Source organism: Acidovorax sp. LjRoot66 (assembly GCF_964253305.1).
In the GTDB taxonomy this organism is placed as follows: domain Bacteria; phylum Pseudomonadota; class Gammaproteobacteria; order Burkholderiales; family Burkholderiaceae_C; genus Acidovorax.
Genome location: NZ_CAXUQU020000001.1, coordinates 6,765,755 through 6,781,501, shown reverse-complemented (window position 1 = coordinate 6,781,501; position 15,747 = coordinate 6,765,755). Strand labels below are relative to the sequence as shown.

General features: G+C 66.9%; 9 protein-coding genes. 2 read left to right on the top strand and 7 right to left on the bottom strand.

Annotation, left to right across the window (positions count from 1 at the left end; genetic code table 11):
• Positions 1-115: 115 nt before the first annotated feature.
• Positions 116-1,072 (bottom strand): thiamine-phosphate kinase, encoded by a 957-nt coding sequence (gene thiL / locus ACSQ3Y_RS31790; RefSeq protein ID WP_436180019.1) that lies wholly within the window; start codon positions 1,070-1,072, stop codon positions 116-118.
• 216 nt (positions 1,073-1,288) lie between these two features.
• Between thiL and ACSQ3Y_RS31785 the strand changes: the two genes are divergently transcribed.
• Complete coding sequence (locus ACSQ3Y_RS31785) at positions 1,289-8,296, top strand: ExeM/NucH family extracellular endonuclease (protein ID WP_436180018.1); 7,008 nt, start codon at positions 1,289-1,291, stop codon at positions 8,294-8,296.
• 24 nt (positions 8,297-8,320) lie between these two features.
• On the opposite strand, the gene ACSQ3Y_RS31780 is transcribed toward ACSQ3Y_RS31785, so the two are convergent.
• The 5 genes from ACSQ3Y_RS31780 to apaG all read right to left on the bottom strand — a co-directional run bounded on the left by ACSQ3Y_RS31780 (position 8,321) and on the right by apaG (position 14,624).
• A complete protein-coding gene (locus ACSQ3Y_RS31780) occupies positions 8,321-9,199 on the bottom strand; it encodes a LysR family transcriptional regulator (RefSeq protein ID WP_436180017.1) in 879 nt (292 codons plus the stop codon).
• A 326-nt stretch (positions 9,200-9,525) separates the two neighbouring features.
• The gene (locus tag ACSQ3Y_RS31775; RefSeq protein ID WP_436180016.1) at positions 9,526-10,650 is read right to left on the bottom strand and encodes a YbdK family carboxylate-amine ligase; all 1,125 of its coding nucleotides are present in this window, start codon (positions 10,648-10,650) and stop codon (positions 9,526-9,528) included.
• The gene (locus tag ACSQ3Y_RS31770) at positions 10,647-11,906 is read right to left on the bottom strand and encodes a cation:proton antiporter (protein ID WP_057268525.1); all 1,260 of its coding nucleotides are present in this window, start codon (positions 11,904-11,906) and stop codon (positions 10,647-10,649) included. The genes ACSQ3Y_RS31775 and ACSQ3Y_RS31770 overlap by 4 nt, the downstream gene beginning before the upstream one ends.
• A gap of 328 nt (positions 11,907-12,234) precedes the next feature.
• On the bottom strand, positions 12,235-14,220 hold the full coding sequence (locus tag ACSQ3Y_RS31765) for a site-specific recombinase (RefSeq protein ID WP_057268526.1): 1,986 nt from the start codon (positions 14,218-14,220) through the stop codon (positions 12,235-12,237).
• Positions 14,217-14,624 (bottom strand): Co2+/Mg2+ efflux protein ApaG, encoded by a 408-nt coding sequence (gene apaG, locus ACSQ3Y_RS31760; RefSeq protein ID WP_057203920.1) that lies wholly within the window; start codon positions 14,622-14,624, stop codon positions 14,217-14,219. Before apaG ends, ACSQ3Y_RS31765 begins: the two co-directional genes overlap by 4 nt.
• 29 nt (positions 14,625-14,653) lie before the next feature.
• Between apaG and rpe the strand changes: the two genes are divergently transcribed.
• Positions 14,654-15,334 (top strand): ribulose-phosphate 3-epimerase, encoded by a 681-nt coding sequence (rpe, locus tag ACSQ3Y_RS31755; protein WP_436180015.1) that lies wholly within the window; start codon positions 14,654-14,656, stop codon positions 15,332-15,334.
• Between the two features lie 22 nt (positions 15,335-15,356).
• On the opposite strand, the gene ACSQ3Y_RS31750 is transcribed toward rpe, so the two are convergent.
• On the bottom strand, positions 15,357-15,746 hold the full coding sequence (locus tag ACSQ3Y_RS31750) for a hypothetical protein (protein ID WP_057203922.1): 390 nt from the start codon (positions 15,744-15,746) through the stop codon (positions 15,357-15,359).
• Position 15,747 lies beyond the last annotated feature (1 nt).

Here is a 15,747-nt window from a genome sequence, read left to right as displayed (position 1 = left end):
GCAAAGCTCCTTGGGTGTTGAAAGAGAAGGCGCCGGGTTTGGACGCCTTCCCTGACAAGAGCGGGCATTGCAGCCAAGGGATTCATGCTTTCGAAATAAATCTCGGAGGCCCTGATCAGCCGAAGTGGTCGAACGAGGCGTAGCGGTGTTCCACCGGCTGGCCCAGGGCGTCCACCAGCCGCAGGCCCGGCGCTGCCTCGACCGTACCGATGCATGTCACTGGCGTCCGGCTGGCCTGTGCGGCCGCAGCCACGGCCGCGCGCTGCGAGGGCGGCGCCGTGAAGGCCAGCTCGTAGTCGTCGCCACCGGCCAGGGTGCACTGGTGCAATTGCTCGGGGCTCATGGCGGCGCCGGCCTGGGCCATCAGGGTGGCGGTGATGGATGTGTCGATGCGTGCACCCACCCCGGATGCTTTGAGGATGTGGGACAGATCGCCCAGCAGCCCGTCGCTCACGTCCATGGCACTGCTGGCCACGCCGCGCAGCCACTGCCCCAGGGCCACGCGCGGCGTGGGCTGCTCCAGCCGCAGGCGGGCGGCGGCGAGCACCTCGGGGGGCAGGGCCGTGTGCCCCAGCAGCGCCTCCAGCGCCAGCCGCGCATCGCCCAGGGTGCCGCTCACATAGAGGTCGTCGCCCGCGCGCGCGCCGCTGCGCAGCAGCGCCTGTCCGGTGGGCACTTCGCCGAACACCGTGATGCAGATATTGAGCGGACCCTGGGTGGTGTCACCACCGACCAGTTCGCAGCCATGCGCATCGGCCAGGGCCAGCAGCCCGCGTGAAAAGCCGGCCAGCCAGGCCTCGTCCACGCGCGGTAGCGCCAGCGCCAGCGTGAAGGCCAGGGGACGGGCTCCGCAGGCGGCCAGGTCCGACAGGTTCACCGCCAGCGCCTTGTGGCCCAACCGCTCGGGCGCTACGTCGGCAAAGAAGTGGCGGCCCTCCACCAGCATGTCGCTGGAGACGGCCAGCTGCATGCCCGGCGCATGTGCCAGCAGCGCGCAGTCGTCCCCTACGCCCAGGACGGCGCGGTGCACGGGCCGCGTGAAATAGCGTGCGATCAGATCGAATTCACCCATGGGTCGATTGTGGCGTGCCTCGTATCCATTGGCACCGACAGCGTGACATATCTCTGCAACACACGGTGCCTAGAGTTACCGCTTCCTGGCAGGGAGACCCTTTAACGGGTTCCCGGGGGCCGCAGGCTTCTCGCAGCCGCGCGGTGAACCCCGGCTTTCCCTGCGCCATCCCTTCATTCCAGACCACCCACCCGCCCGCACGCGGAGGAAACGAGCATGACCACCGTCTACCACGCCCTGTCGACCAGCAACTTCACCCAGGATTGGACCGATATCGGGCTGATCACCGCCAATGACAACTGGGATGGCGTGCCCTCCGTCGTCGGCTACCTGGGTGACATCGATGCGGCCTCCACCACCCCCTATGCCGGTGGTGATCCGCAGACGGTGCTGGGCGCCAACAGCGGTGCCGTGGATGTGATCGCCAACCAGACCAATCCCAGCACCAACACGTCGGGCGGGGTGGCGGAATTCCATCTCACCAACCCCGTTGTGGCATTGCAGGGCTCGGGTACGGCCGATGCCCCTGGCCTCGTGATCCACCTCGATGCCACGGGGCGCAAGGACATCGTTGTCAACTACAAGCTGCGCGACGTCGATGGCGCGGTAGACAACGCCATCCAGCCCGTGGCCCTGCAATACCGGTTGGGCAACAGTGGCAACTTCACCAATGTGCCTGCCGCTTACGTGGCCGATGCGTCAGAGGGCGGCGCGGCGACCAAGGAAACCGCCGTGTCGGCCACCTTGCCGGCCGACGCCAACGGTGCTGCACAGATCCAGTTGCGCATCATCACCATCAATGCGGCCAGCAGCGACGAGTGGACCGGCATCGACGACATCGTGGTGAGTTCCACCGCGGCCGGCCCTGTCGGCCCGAGCCTGGCCTACAGCGGCTCTATCAACGAATCCCAGGCCTTCGACGGCCACATGGCCCCAGGTACCAAGATCACCATCACCCTGACGGGCGAGACCTTCACCGGCACCGACGGCGCCAGCCTGCTGTCTGCCGCCACCGTGACCAACGTGCCTGCCGGCCTCACGGCGGTGCTCACCCGCACCAGCGCCACCACGGCCGAGCTGGGCTTTACCGGCACGGCCACCAGCCATGCCAATGCCAACGACGTCAGCAACCTCACGGTCACGTTCGCCGATGGCGCCTTCACCGGCGGCTCCGCTGCCGGTGTCGCGAACGCCACCCAGAACAGCCTGAAGGTCAATTTCGCCGACATGGGCGCGGCAGGCAGCGCGCAGACCTTCACGCCCAACGCGGGCACCACCCTCGGCAGCTCCGACGCATCGGCCGCGCTGGCGCTCGACGCCAACTGGATGGTGGTGGGCGACGATGAAGCCAGCGTGCTGCGTGTCTACGACCGTGCAGGCGGCGCTGCCGTCAAGGAGTGGAACTACGGCGCCGCACTGGGCAATGGCGGCGAGCTGGACCTGGAGGCCGGCACCCGCATCGGCGACACCTTCTATTTCACCGGCTCGCACAGCAACAACAAGAGCGGCGCGGAGCAGAACAACCGCGAATACATCCTGACCGTGAAGATCGATGGCACGGGCGCCGACACGCAATTCACCTACCTGGGCAAGCACAGCGGCCTGGAAGACCAGCTTGTGGCCTGGGACCAGGGCAACGTCCACGGCAAGGGCGCGAACTACTTTGGCTTCGCCGCCTCGTCGGTCGGGGTGATTCCCGAAAACGTCAACGGCTTCTCCATCGAAGGCATGACCGCCTCGCAGGACGGCAGCAAGCTGCTGGTGGCCTTCCGTGCGCCGCAGACCGATGCCAACACGCGCGACAAGGCCGTGGTGCTGGCACTGGACGTGGCCGGGCTCGTCGACGCCACGGGTGGCAGCGCGCCCAACGTCAGTGCCGTGTTCGAACTCAACCTGGGCGGCCGTGGCATCCGCTCCATCGAGAAGGCTGGCGACGGCAGCTACCTGATCCTGGCCGGCCCCTCGGGCTCGGCCAGCACCGAGGTCACCCATGATTTCCGCCTGTTCCGCTGGGATGGCGTGAGCACCACGCCCGCTGAGCTGGACGTGAACCTCGACGCCCTGCGTGACGGCACGGGCGGTAGTTTCGAGACCATCGTCGACGTGCAGAGCACGGCCCAGGGCACCCTGGTGCAGTTGCTGCAGGACAACGGCGACAGCACCTGGGGCGGTTCCACTGCGTCCAAGGACCTGCCTGCAGCCCAGCAAAAGTTCGTGGGCAACTGGGTGCAGATCGGTGGCAACGTCACTGACTCCGCTGGCCCCAGCCTGGTCAACAGCACCCCGGCTGACAATGCGATCAATGTGGACAAGGCGGCCAACCTCGTGCTGCGTTTCGATGAAGGCGTGGCGCGCGGCACAGGTGACTTCGTGATCAAGAAGGTCAGCGACAACAGCGTCGTTGCCACGATTTCCGCTGCCGACACCACCCAGGTCACAGTGGCATTCAACACCGTCACCATCAACCCCACAGCCGATCTGGCCGTGAATACCGATTACTACGTTGAAGCCGTAGCAGGCACGCTGAAGGACCACTACGGCAACAACTGGGCCGGGCTGACGGGCGCAACGGCCTTCAATTTCACCACATCCTCCGCGCCCCCTGCCAAGGTGCTTATCACCGAAGTGAACTCCAGCACCAGCTCGGGCGCGGGTGGCGGCGACTTCTTCGAGCTGTACAACTACGGCACCACGGCCATCGACCTGTCGGGCTGGAAGTGGACCGACGAAGCCGGCGCCTTCTCCAGCGCCACGGCACTGACCGCCGGCACGACGCTGGCTGCCGGCGAGAAGCTGATCATCGTCAACACCACGGACGAAGCTGCATTCCGCGCAGCATGGAACAACCTGCCCACCACGACCAAGGTCCTCGCCGTGGGCGGTGCTGGCCTGGGCGGCGACGACGCCGTCGTGGTCTTCGATTCGGCTGGCAAGGTGGCTGCAACCATCAACTACAAGGCCACAGGCACGTCCATCACCGCCAGCGACAACACGGTGATCCAGCCCCTGGTGAAGACCGGCGGCGGCAACTCCGCCGGCGGCCACACCGGTGTGGCCGTGGGCGGCGCTGCTGGCACCTCTGCGGTGTGGGATGGCGTCTCCACGAGCAATCCGCAGTACAAGCCTTCAGTGGCCGGCCAGGATGGCGCCTTCGCCCAGACGGGAACGCCCGCCAACATCGGCTCGCCAGGCGCAACTCCCAAGCCCAAGGTGCTGATCACCGAGGTGAACTCCAGCACCAGCTCGGGCGCGGGTGGCGGCGACTTCTTCGAGTTGCACAACTACGGCACCACGGCCATCGACCTGTCGGGCTGGAAGTGGACCGACGAAGCCGGCGCCTTCTCCAGCGCCACGGCACTGACCGCCGGCACGATGCTGGCTGCCGGCGAGAAGCTGATCATCGTCAACACCACGGACGAAGCTGCATTCCGCGCAGCGTGGAACAACCTGCCCACCACGACCAAGGTTCTCGCCGTGGGCGGTTCCGGCCTGGGCGGTGATGATGCTGTCGTGGTGTTCGATGCGACCGGCAGCGTGGCTGCAGCCATCAACTACAAGGCTACCGGTACCTCCGTCACGGCCAGCGACGGCACGGTGGTCCAGCCCTTGGTGAAGACAGGCGGCGGCAACTCTGCCGGCGGCCACACCGGTGTGGCCGTGGGCGGCGCTGCTGGCACCTCTGCAGTGTGGGATGGCGTCTCCACGACCAATCCGCAGTACAAGCCTGCAGTGGCGGGCCAGGATGGCGCCTTTGCCCAGACGGGCACGCCGGCCAACATCGGCTCGCCGGGCCTGACCGAAGGCGCCAAGGGCGCAGTGCCCACGTACACCCAGGCATTCGACGATGCCAATGGCTTCGCCGAGTTCACGAAGTACAGCAAGGACGCCGATGCGGCCAACAACTGGTACCTCAACACCACCGCCGGCGCGGACAAGGCGGCCGAGGTCAATGGTTTCGGGGACAGTGCCCCGGCCAATGACTGGCTGATCTCCAAGGCATTCAACCTGAACGACACCAGTGCCGAGTTCCTGAGCTTCCGCACCTGGACCAACTTCACCGACAGCGGCTTTGCCCAGCCGGTCACGCTGAAGTACTCCACCAATTACGCCGGTACGGGTGACCCTGCGCTTGCCACCTGGAGTGATCTTGCCTTCACGCCTTCGCCGCAGGGCAGCCAGGCCTGGACCCAATCGGGCCCTATCGACCTGTCAGCCATCACCGGTACGAACGTCTATTTCGCTTTCCAGTACCAGTCTTCCGGCACAGCGTCCAGTTCGTCGTCGAGCTGGCGCGTTGACGACTTCAAGATCGACAGCTACAGCGGCCCCGTTGTCTCCATCGCGGCCACCAGCGCCGACAAGATGGAAGGCAACGCGGGCACTACCGCCTACACCTTCACCGTGGCGCGTGCCGGTGATACGTCGGGTACGGCATCCATGAACTGGGCGGTCACCGGCTCTGGCGCTTCGCCGGCCACGGCGGACGACTTCGTCGGCAACGCGCTGCCATCGGGTTCGGTGAGCTTCGCAGCGGGCGAGACCAGCAAGCTCATCACCGTCAACGTGCAGGGCGACATCAGCATCGAGCAGGACGAAGGCTTCACCGTCACGCTGTCGGGCGTGCCCGGCGGCATCACCGTCATCGGCGCAGCCGCGCAGGGCGTGATCCGCTCGGACGAGGCCCCTATCACCAAGATCCACGAGATCCAGGGCAGCAACGACACCGCGCTGCTGATGGGCAGCGCCGTCACCATCGAAGGCATCGTGACGGGCTACGCCCCCAACCTGCAGGGCTTCTACGTGCAGGAGGAAGCGGCCGACTACGATGCCGATGCCAGCACCTCCGAAGGCATCTTCGTGTACTACGGCAGCACGCCTATCGTGGGCCTGGACGCCAACAGCGTGGGCGACAAGATCCGCATCAAGGGCACGGTGGCCGACTTCAAGGGCCAGACCCAGCTGACGGGCCTGTCGGGTTTCACGCAGGTGCAGGACAACGCAGGCCTGCCCGCCGCCACGGTGGTGACCTTGCCCGTGGCCAGCGCCGTGAGCTGGGAAGCCTACGAAGGCATGCTGGTGACCGTGCAGTCCGCAACGAACGGCGGCAAGCTGGTGGTCACCGACAACTTCAACCTGGCCCAGTATGGCCAGGTGACGCTGACCTCGGACGCCATCCAGACGACGTACACCGAGAACAACGCGCCCAGCACCGCGGGCAATGCCAACTACCTGGCGGATCTGAAGAAAGACCAGATCATCCTGGACGACCTGAGCAGCACGTCGAACCCCGCCAGCCACATCGGCCGTGACGGCCAGCCGCTGTCGGCCAGCAATACGCTGCGCGCCGGCGATGGCGTGACGAGCGTGACCGGCATCGTGGACCAGCTCGTGGACGCCGCCGCAGGTACCCACGAAACCAGCTACCGCGTGCAGCCCACGCAGACGGTGCAGTTCACCGGCGATGCCGCTCGCCCCACCGTCAATTCCATCCCGGACAGCGTGCGCAACGCCGAGATCAAGGTGGCTTCCGCCAACGTGCTGAACTACTTCACCACGCTGGGCACGGCCAACTTCGTCACGCCCGAAGGCAACAGCATCGCGGCACGCGGGGCCACCAATGCCACCGAATTCCAGCGACAGCAGGACAAGATCGTCGAGAACCTGCTGGGCCTGGATGCCGACGTGGTCGGCCTCATGGAGGTGCAGAACAACGGCTTCGGCTCCGGCAGCGCGATCCAGTCGCTGGTGAATGCGCTCAACGCCAAGGCCGGCCCGAACACCTATGCCTTCGTGGAACAGACCAAGACCGGCAGCGATGCGATCATGGTGGCCATCATCTACAAGCCGGCCAAGGTAGAGCTGGTCGGAGCCGCCGCCACGCCCGACCCCACGGTGTACGACGCGTTCTCGTCCACCTACGGCAGCCGCGTCCCCGTGGCGCAGACCTTCAAGTCGAAGGCCGATGGCGAAGACTTCACCGTGGTGGTGAACCACTTCAAGAGCAAGGGCAGCGGCACGGCCGCCCAGGGCGTGGATGCCGGCGATGGCCAGGGCGCCAGCACCATCGCGCGCGACAAGGCGGCCGATCAGCTTGCGCAGTGGCTCGCCACGCACCCCACGGGCAGCAGCGATACCGATGTCCTGCTAGTGGGTGATTTCAACGCCTACAGCAAGGAAACCCCCATCTCCAAGCTGGCCGCCAGCGGCTACAGCAAGGTGTCCACGGGCAACTCGTATTCGTTCGACGGCCTGTGGGGTTCGCTCGACCATGCGCTGGCCAGTTCCAGCCTGACCAGCCAGGTTGCCGGCACCTTCAAGTGGGGCATCAACGCCGAAGAGCCCACCTTGCTGGACTACAACATGGAGAACAAGAACGACGCGCAAGACGCCAGCTACTTCAACGCCGACCCCTACCGCTCCAGCGACCACAACCCGATCCTGATCGGCCTGAACCTCAGCAGCACGCCTGCGTCCGGTGGCGGTGGTGGTGGCGGCGGCACGCCGACCACGCCGACCATCCCCGTCATCCCGCCCGCAGGCCCTGGCCTGCCTGCCACGCTGCAGGGCTCCAGCGGCAACGACACCATCGTCGTGCCCGACCTGCCCCTGACCCGTGTGGTCACGGGTGGCGGCGCCGACACGGTGACGGGTGGCAGTGGCGTGGACACGGTCGTGGTCTCGGCCACGCTGGCCGACGTATTGCGCTTGGGCATCAGCCAGGACAGCAGCGGCAAGGTGGTGATCAACACCCCCACGGGCCCTGTCACCCTGAGCGGCGTGGAACGCGTGGAGCTGCAGGGCAGCCTGTTTGCCTTCGACGTGGCGCTGCCCTCGGCGACCAGCGAGGGCGGCAAGACCGGCCAGATGCTGGCCCTGGCCTACACCATCTTCGGCCAGAAGCCGGACACCGCCGCCCTGAGCCAGTGGGTGCACAAGGCCGACAGCATGACGGGCCTGGACGCACTGGCCCAGTCCTTCATCGATATGCTCGCCCCCGGCATCGGCAACGATGGTCTGGTGAACTTCCTCTTCGAGCGTGTTACGGGCGTGGCCCCCACGGCCCAGCAGGTGCAGGAGTTCTCGTCGATGATCGGCCCCGGCAAGGCCTATGCCACGCAGGGCGCCTTCCTGGCTGCAGTGACCAAGCTGCCGATTGCCACCGAGGGCTTGGCCGAGCTGGTGGGTGTGGTGCAGCCATTGGACGCCAGCGCCTTCCCTGTGTAAGCAGGAGCGCGCAGGCCCGCCGCGCTATGCCGGCGGGCCTGCGAACCACAGCGCCCAGTGGTCGATGCAGGCCTTGATCTTGGGCAGGCGGTGCCTGCGCGTGAGCGTGATGGCGTGGATGGGCGAGGACTGCTCGTCCACCCATTCGCGCAGCACCGGTGCCAGCACGCCCTGCTGCACCAACGGATCGGCCACGAGGGTGGCCAGCCGGGCAATGCCCAGGCCCTGCAGCGCCAGGCGCGCCGTGATGCCGGTGCTGCCGGAGCGCCAATGCCCGTCGGCCACCACCACGTGGGGCTCGCCATCGACCATGAAGGGCCAGCGGTTGAGCTGGGCCATCGCGCTGTTGGTGATGAGCCGGTGGCGGTGCAGCTCATCCGGGTGCTGCGGCTCGCCATGGGCCTGCAGGTAGGCCGGCGTGGCATACAGCCTGCGCACCAGGGTGCCCAGCGGGCGCGCCACCACGGTATCGCTGGTGGGCGGCCCGGTGCGGATGGCGATGTCGATGCCGTCGCGCGCCATGTCGGCCATGCGGTCGTCCACCACCAGCTCCACGCGCAGCAGTGGGTGTGCCTGCTGCAGGCTGTCGAAGCTGGGGATCAGCAGGTGCTCGGCCAACACCGAGCTGGCGGCCACGCGCACTGAGCCGCTGGCCTGGCCGCTCTGGCTGGCGAACTCGCCTTCGAGCTCGTCCATGGTGCTGGTCAGGCGTCGGCAGTACTCGAGGAAGGTGAGCCCTTCGGCCGTGGGCGTGAGGCCATGCGTCGAGCGGTGGATCAGCCGCGCATTGCAGGCCTTCTCGATGCGCGCCAGGGTGCGCGAGACCTGGCTCACCGGCACATCGCGCTCGCGCGCCACGGCCGAGAGTGAGCCCAGGTCCGCCACGCGGACAAAGAGGTGCATGTCTTCAAAGCGGATATCGCGCATGGACGCATGGTAGCGGGACTGGCGCGCACAACCGTGGTGGCCCTTGCAGGCTGCGCAAAACGCCCTTGCGCCATACGGCGTTTCGCCCGCGCAGGCCTGTGCCTACAGTGGCCACACCCTGTTTCGAACGTGAAGGATGTGTTCCATGCCGCAGATAGATGAGCTCTACCCCGACGACCTGCATCGCCTCAAGGCCGCCGCCCTCCGCGAATCCCACCGCCTGCGCGGCGAAGCGCTGCAAAATGCCCCAGGTGCGCTGTGGCGCATGGCCGTACAGGCCTTGCGGCGACTGAGGGCGCCGTTCAGATCCGCGCGCCGCGAAAGCGCTGTGCCGCCTGCCGGCTGACCTCGGCCAGCAACTGCTCTTCGCGCTGGCGCTCGCGCAGCCAGCGGGCATCGTTCTGGCCGGCCTCGGTCTCGGTGCGCAGCATGTGCATGGCGTTGGCAGCGCCCTGCATGGCGGCATGGCTGGCGATCTTGTCCATCGTCATCATGATGTGCTCGCGCAGCGGCATGTGGTCGCCGGTGGCCGGGTCCACGTACACCGCGTCCATGCCGAAGCGGCAGGCCTGGAAGCGGTTGTAGGTGTAGACCAGGTAGTCGTCCTCCTCGGGCATGAAGGGCTGGTCCGCGAGGAACCAGGCACCGAGCGACTGCACATAGCCCGCCAGCGCGGCGGCACGCTCGATGGTCAGCGGCGTGTCGAAGACTCGGATCTCGATGGTGCCGAACTCGGGCTTGGGGCGGATGTCCCAGTAGAAGTCCTTCATGCTCTTGACCACGCCGGTGCGCGTCATCTTGTCGAAGTAGGCCGTGAAGTCCTCCCAGGTCAGCGCGAACGGTGCGCGGCCCGACAGCGGGAAGGCGAATACCGAATTGAGCCGTGCCGAGTCGAAGGCCGTGTCCTGGCCCTGCACATAGGGGCTCGACGCCGACAGCGCGATGAAGTGCGGGATGTAGCGCGACATGCGGTGCAGCATGAGCAGCGCGGAATTGGCATCGGGGCAGCCGATGTGCACGTGCTGGCCGAAGATGGTGAACTGCTTGGACAAATAGCCGTACAGCTCCGACAGCTCGCGAAAGCGCGGCTTGTCGTAGATGCGCCGCTCGTGCCACTGCTGGAAGGGGTGCGTGCCCCCGCCCACCACGGCAATGTTGAGCTTGTCGGCGCTCTTGACCAGTGCATCGCGGATCGGCGTGAGCTGGCCCAGCACCTCGCTGGCCGAGTGGCAGATGTCAGTGGAGATCTCGATCATGCTGTTCGTCATCTCGGGCACCACGCTGCCGGGCAGCGGTGTCCTGTGCATGAGGCGCAGCATGTCCTCGGCATAGGGCGCGAGGTCGTAGTCGTTGGTGTTGACGAGCTGCAGTTCCAGCTCGACGCCCAGCGTCAGGGGTTCGGAATGGTTGAAGGCTTCAAGGCTCACGCGTTGTCTCCGTTGCTGCTGGTGGTGGCGTTCGACAGCGGCGCCCAGGGTTTCGAACTCTCGCCCGCACGGTAGATGGCCACCGTGGCGATCACCGCGCCCAGCACCTCCATCAGCAGGATGGCGGGCAGGGCCACGCGGGCGATCAGGTGGCCGGTGGACGGCGAGGCCACGACGAACTGCGAGGCGATCAGCAGCGCGATGGAGGACATGGGCGTCATCGCGCCGCCCACCCACAGGGCTTGGCGCCAGCTGGCACCGCTGCCCACATTGCCCAGGGCCACGCCCAGCACCTTGGCCACCAGGCGCACGGCGATCAGGGCCAGCACCACGCCGGCCACGGGGCCGCTCCAGTCGGCTTGCGCGGCCACGGTGGAGACCAGCACGAACATCAGCATGGTCAACAGCGACGACGCATTGCCCAACTGGCGCGGCCAGGCCCAGGGACGCGGGTTGAGCTGCTTGAGCAAGATGCCGCCCAGCAGCGCGGCCAGCGGGGCCGAGCCACCCATGTGCGCGGCCACTGCGGTGCCCGCAGCAATCAGCGCCAGCAGCAGCATGGAGGTGTTTTCGCTGGCCGGGCTCATGATGCGCAGGGCCATGCGCATCACCAGCGCCAGCGCGGCGGCCACCACCACCGAGACGCCGAGCACCACGACCACGGGGTACATGGTGTCGATGAGGGTCAGGCTCTGGCGGTTGATCTGCTCGGCCCGGGCACTGCCCAAGGTCAGCGCGTACAGTGTGGACAGGGTGGCCAGCACAATGGCGCGCTCGGTCACCGGGCCGGCGGCGCGGGTGTCGGCCACCACGCGCGTCAGCACCGCAGGCGAGGCGGCCAGCGCCACCAGGGCCAGGGGGCCGGCCACCTGCGTGGGCTGGTTGAGCCAGACCAATACCCAATACACAGCGAAATAGGTCAGCGTGGATTCGGCAATGCTCTGCACCAGCACCATGGGGTTGTGGCGGAACCAGCGCAGCGGGATGCGCCCGCCGCATTCGAACAGCACCAGGGCGATGCCCAGTTCCAACAGGAACAGACCGATCCCTTGTAGCGGCCACAGGGCACCGCTGAAGCCGGCCAGGCCTGCGGCCGTGCCTACCAGCGAATAGCCCACCACCTTGGGCAGGCCCGTGTGGCGCTGGCACAGGTAGCCGGCCATGGCGGCCACTGCCAGCAGCAGGGACCATTGCACCGTGGGGAGCCCGGCCGAGGGGCGCAGCCACTGCGCCCAGAAGCTCAGGATTTCATTCATGTAGGTGACCTCTGCATGGCGCGGGCACACGAGTCGCCCGCAGGTTGATTCTTCGGCGGCGCAGTGCCACCGGTGGGGTGGCGTGTGCCGTGCGGTACCCGCCAGATCACATCTGATTGGCACGGCGTTGTACACAGCCGTGGCCCCAGCAGACAGCTGCTGGCGCGCCGTTACCTTAACGTACCCTGCAGAGACCTCAGAAATCGCTTCGGTTTTTCAGAAGGGCTGTGGCTTTCCAGGGTGCGCCTAATTTAACTGCCGCCGCCTGCGCTTCTTGTAGGACAGTTTCGAGCTTTGTAAGGAGCTGTTTGCAACCTTGCAGTGTGCGTCAGGCGGCTGGTGTGCGCCCGCGCCCCGGCATGAAGAAGCTCAAAGGGGCCGAGCGCAGGCGCTTGCGAATGGCCGCGTAGATGTGAGAGCGCTCCACGCCGCTCACGCTCTGCGCGCGCAGCGCCAGACTGAAGGCCAGGTAGAAGCTCACCGTGACGTTGAGCGCACCGATCAGCGGAATGGCCGCCACGGCCCACCAGAAGGCCTGCAGGTGCACCACCGCCATGCCCAGCGCGGCGCAGGCCGCCCCGATCTGGCCGGTGGACAGCGTCACGTGGCGCACGTCCAGCCCCAGGCCGAAGAAGCCGGCGATGGCCGGCACCAGGCCGAGCATGAAGCCGAGCGAGATGTTGGCCGCGAAGCCCGACAGGTTCTCGCGCAGGAACCGCGCCCATCGGGCCGCGCGCGCCTGTCCCAGAAACCGGGTGATGCGCGGGTTGTAGTGCATGGCCGAGTCCAGGCGGTGCAGCACGAACCAGTTCTCCGTCCACCCCGCGATGATGCTCGACAGGAACAGCAGCACCCCGGTGAAGGCCGCGAAGAACAGCGAGGGCCCGAGCAGGTGCAGCGACTCGAACACATGCTCGGCCTGCTTTTCCGTGATGGCCGGCGCGCCGGTGGCCTGGGTGATGAGCAAGGCGAGGGCCAGCACGGCCGGGAACACCACCAGCACATTGCCCAGCACAGCCGCCACCTGCGAGCGCACCAGGTGGGTGATCTCGTCCACGAACGATTCGATGGCATCGCTGGCCCCAAGCTCCTTGAGCTTGGCGGCCATGGCCGGTGCCGTCATCGCCGGCTGCTTGGTCGCCACCGTGAGGTGCAGCAGCTGGATCAGCACAAAGGTGGTGGCGTAGTTCACGCCCGCCCAGAAGCCGCCCCAGAAGGCCGACAGCGCCAGCGCATACAGGCCGAACTTGGCCAGCGTGGTGAAGGCCATCAGGGCCCCGCCGCCGGCCGCCTTCTTAACCATGGACCGGTACTCGGCGCCCGTGCGGGTGATGTAATGCTCGCCCGTCTCGGCGCTGCGCTCGGCCACCTTGGCCGCCAGCAGCGAGGAGTTGGAGGCAAACAGCGCGCGCAGGCTGCGCCGCTCCTGTCCCACCAGCACCAGATTGGCCATGAGTTTGGCGGCCGTCAGCGCCGGCTGGGGCGACAGCAGGCAGTCGAGCAACTGGCGCACGCGCAGGATGCGCTCGCGCAGCTGGCGCAGGCGAAACACCAGGCCGACCGAGATGCCGTTTTCCTCGAAATGCGTGTACACCGTGGCGGCGGCGGCGCGGCAGGCCTCCAGCCGCTCGCGCAGGCGCTGCACCGCAGCGTCGAGGCGCTCGGGCGTGCGCAGGCCGTGCAGCACCTCCACGCGCAGGCTTTCCACGTCGTGGATCAGGGCATGGAAGGGCTGGGATTCGCGCGCCGTCTCGCTCATGCGCAGGCGCAGCTCGGGTGCAAAGCCGGTCGAGAGGATCTGCCCGGTACAGTAGGTGATGGCATCGAGCAGGGCCTTTTGCCAGCGCGAGGCGCCGCCCGTGTCCGTGGGTGCCAGCAGGTGCACCAGGCGTGTGAGCTGGGCCTCTTCCAGCGCGGCCACCCACTGGGCGTCGAACCCGCCGGGCAGGGCCAGCATGAACAGCTCCGAGGCATCGATGGTTTCGGGGCTTGCCGGCAGCAGCTTGTTGCGCAGGCGCTCGGCCACCTCGCTGGCCAGGGCCGTGCGCGGCGCAAAGCCGAAGTCGGCCAGCAGGGTGGTGATGTCCACCGTGTCGACCAGCATTGCCCACCATGCCTGGAGTTTCGCCTGCACCTCGGGGCGGGCTTCCGCCGCGTCCAGGAACAGCTGCAGGCGGCCGATGGCGCCGGGCACCGAGTCGCGCTTGCCGCGCACCCAGTCGAGCAGGCCGATCAGCCACAGGTGGCGGTGGGCCAGATCGGCGTCCGGGTCCAGCCGCGCGAGGATGGTGGCCAGATCGACGCTGCGGCTCAATGCAGCACCCGGCCGGTCAGGGGTTGTCCCGTGGGACCCTGGTTGATCGCCTCCAGCATGAACAGGTCCACCTTGGCATCGAAGGGCTCGCCTTCCTCGCCCACGCAATGGAAGGTGCCGTGCATGGTGCCGCTGGCCGTGCGCAGGCGGCAACCGCTGGTGTACTGGAAGGATTCACCAGGCTTGAGCAGGGGCTGGTGCCCCACCACGCCCAGGCCCTTGACCTCTTCGGTATGGCCGCGCGAATCGCTGATGATCCAGTGGCGCGAGATCAACTGGGCGGGCGCATCCCCGGCATTGGTGATGGTGATCGTGTAGGCGAAGCTGAACACCCCTGTGTCCGGGGCAGACTGCTCCGGCAGGTACTCGGGCTGCACTTGCACGTCAAACTGGTACTTTGGCATGGGCGAATGGTAACTGCGACAATTGGGGCATGAGCCGACCTTTTCGCATAGCCCCCTCGATCCTCTCCGCCGATTTTGCCCGCCTGGGCGAAGAAGTGCGCAATGTCATTGCCGCCGGAGCGGACTGGATCCACTTCGACGTGATGGACAACCATTACGTGCCCAACCTCACATTCGGCCCCATGGTGTGCCAGGCGCTCAAGCCACATGCCAAGACGGCCGATGGAACCGCCATTCCGGTGGATGTTCACCTGATGATCGAGCCTGTCGACGCCCTGGCGGCCGCGTTTGCCGATGCGGGAGCCGACTACATCAGCTTCCACCCCGATGCCTCGGGCCATGTGCACCGCAGCATCCAGGCCATCCGCTCCAAGGGCGCCAAGCCCGGCCTGGTGTTCAACCCGGCAGAACCGCTAGACGTGCTGGACTGGGTGATCGACGACATCGACCTCATCCTGATCATGAGCGTGAACCCCGGCTTCGGCGGCCAGAGCTTCATCGATTCGGCCCTGCGCAAGATCGAGGACGCGCGCCGCCGCATCGATGCTTCGGGCAAGGACATCCGCCTCGAAGTGGATGGAGGCATCAAGACGGACAACATCCGCCGGGTGGCGGATGCGGGTGCCGACACTTTCGTGGCGGGCAGTGCAATTTTCGGCAAGCCGGACTACAAGGGCGTCATCGACGCCATGCGCCTGCAACTTGGCTGAGCCCGCCGCAGGCGACTTTCGCTTACTTTGCGGGGACGATGATGGTGGTCGTCGTCGATTCGCGCAGCACGCCGCCGCCAGAGACCGAGCCGCTCACGGCACTGCTCTCGACGCGGCGCACGCATTCCGAACGCTCCTGCGCGCTCTGGAACGCACTGCAGCGGTCGGTGCCGTTGGCCGCTGCGATCGGGCCGGGGTCGCTCAGTTGGCCCTTGCGCGATGCATCCAGCGCGTTGGTGGCCTCGCGCATGCAGGTCGCCATGCTGTCCTGGGTGTTGTTGGTCATGCACTTCTGGCGATCCTGCTCATAGCGGGCCGTGGCCTCCGAGGAAGGCGACTGTGCCAAAGCGGCGCCAGATGCTGCCAGCAGGGCGGCGGTGACAACGGGGGCGAAAAAGGCGAAACGTTTCATG

Coding starts and splice junctions, on each gene's coding strand:
- thiL (WP_436180019.1), bottom strand. CDS start 1,072: ATGGGTGAATTCGATCTGATCGCACGCTATTTCACGCGGCCCGTGCAC.
- ACSQ3Y_RS31785 (WP_436180018.1), top strand. CDS start 1,289: ATGACCACCGTCTACCACGCCCTGTCGACCAGCAACTTCACCCAGGAT.
- ACSQ3Y_RS31780 (WP_436180017.1), bottom strand. CDS start 9,199: ATGCACCTCTTTGTCCGCGTGGCGGACCTGGGCTCACTCTCGGCCGTG.
- ACSQ3Y_RS31770 (WP_057268525.1), bottom strand. CDS start 11,906: ATGAATGAAATCCTGAGCTTCTGGGCGCAGTGGCTGCGCCCCTCGGCC.
- apaG (WP_057203920.1), bottom strand. CDS start 14,624: ATGCCAAAGTACCAGTTTGACGTGCAAGTGCAGCCCGAGTACCTGCCG.
- rpe (WP_436180015.1), top strand. CDS start 14,654: ATGAGCCGACCTTTTCGCATAGCCCCCTCGATCCTCTCCGCCGATTTT.
- ACSQ3Y_RS31750 (WP_057203922.1), bottom strand. CDS start 15,746: ATGAAACGTTTCGCCTTTTTCGCCCCCGTTGTCACCGCCGCCCTGCTG.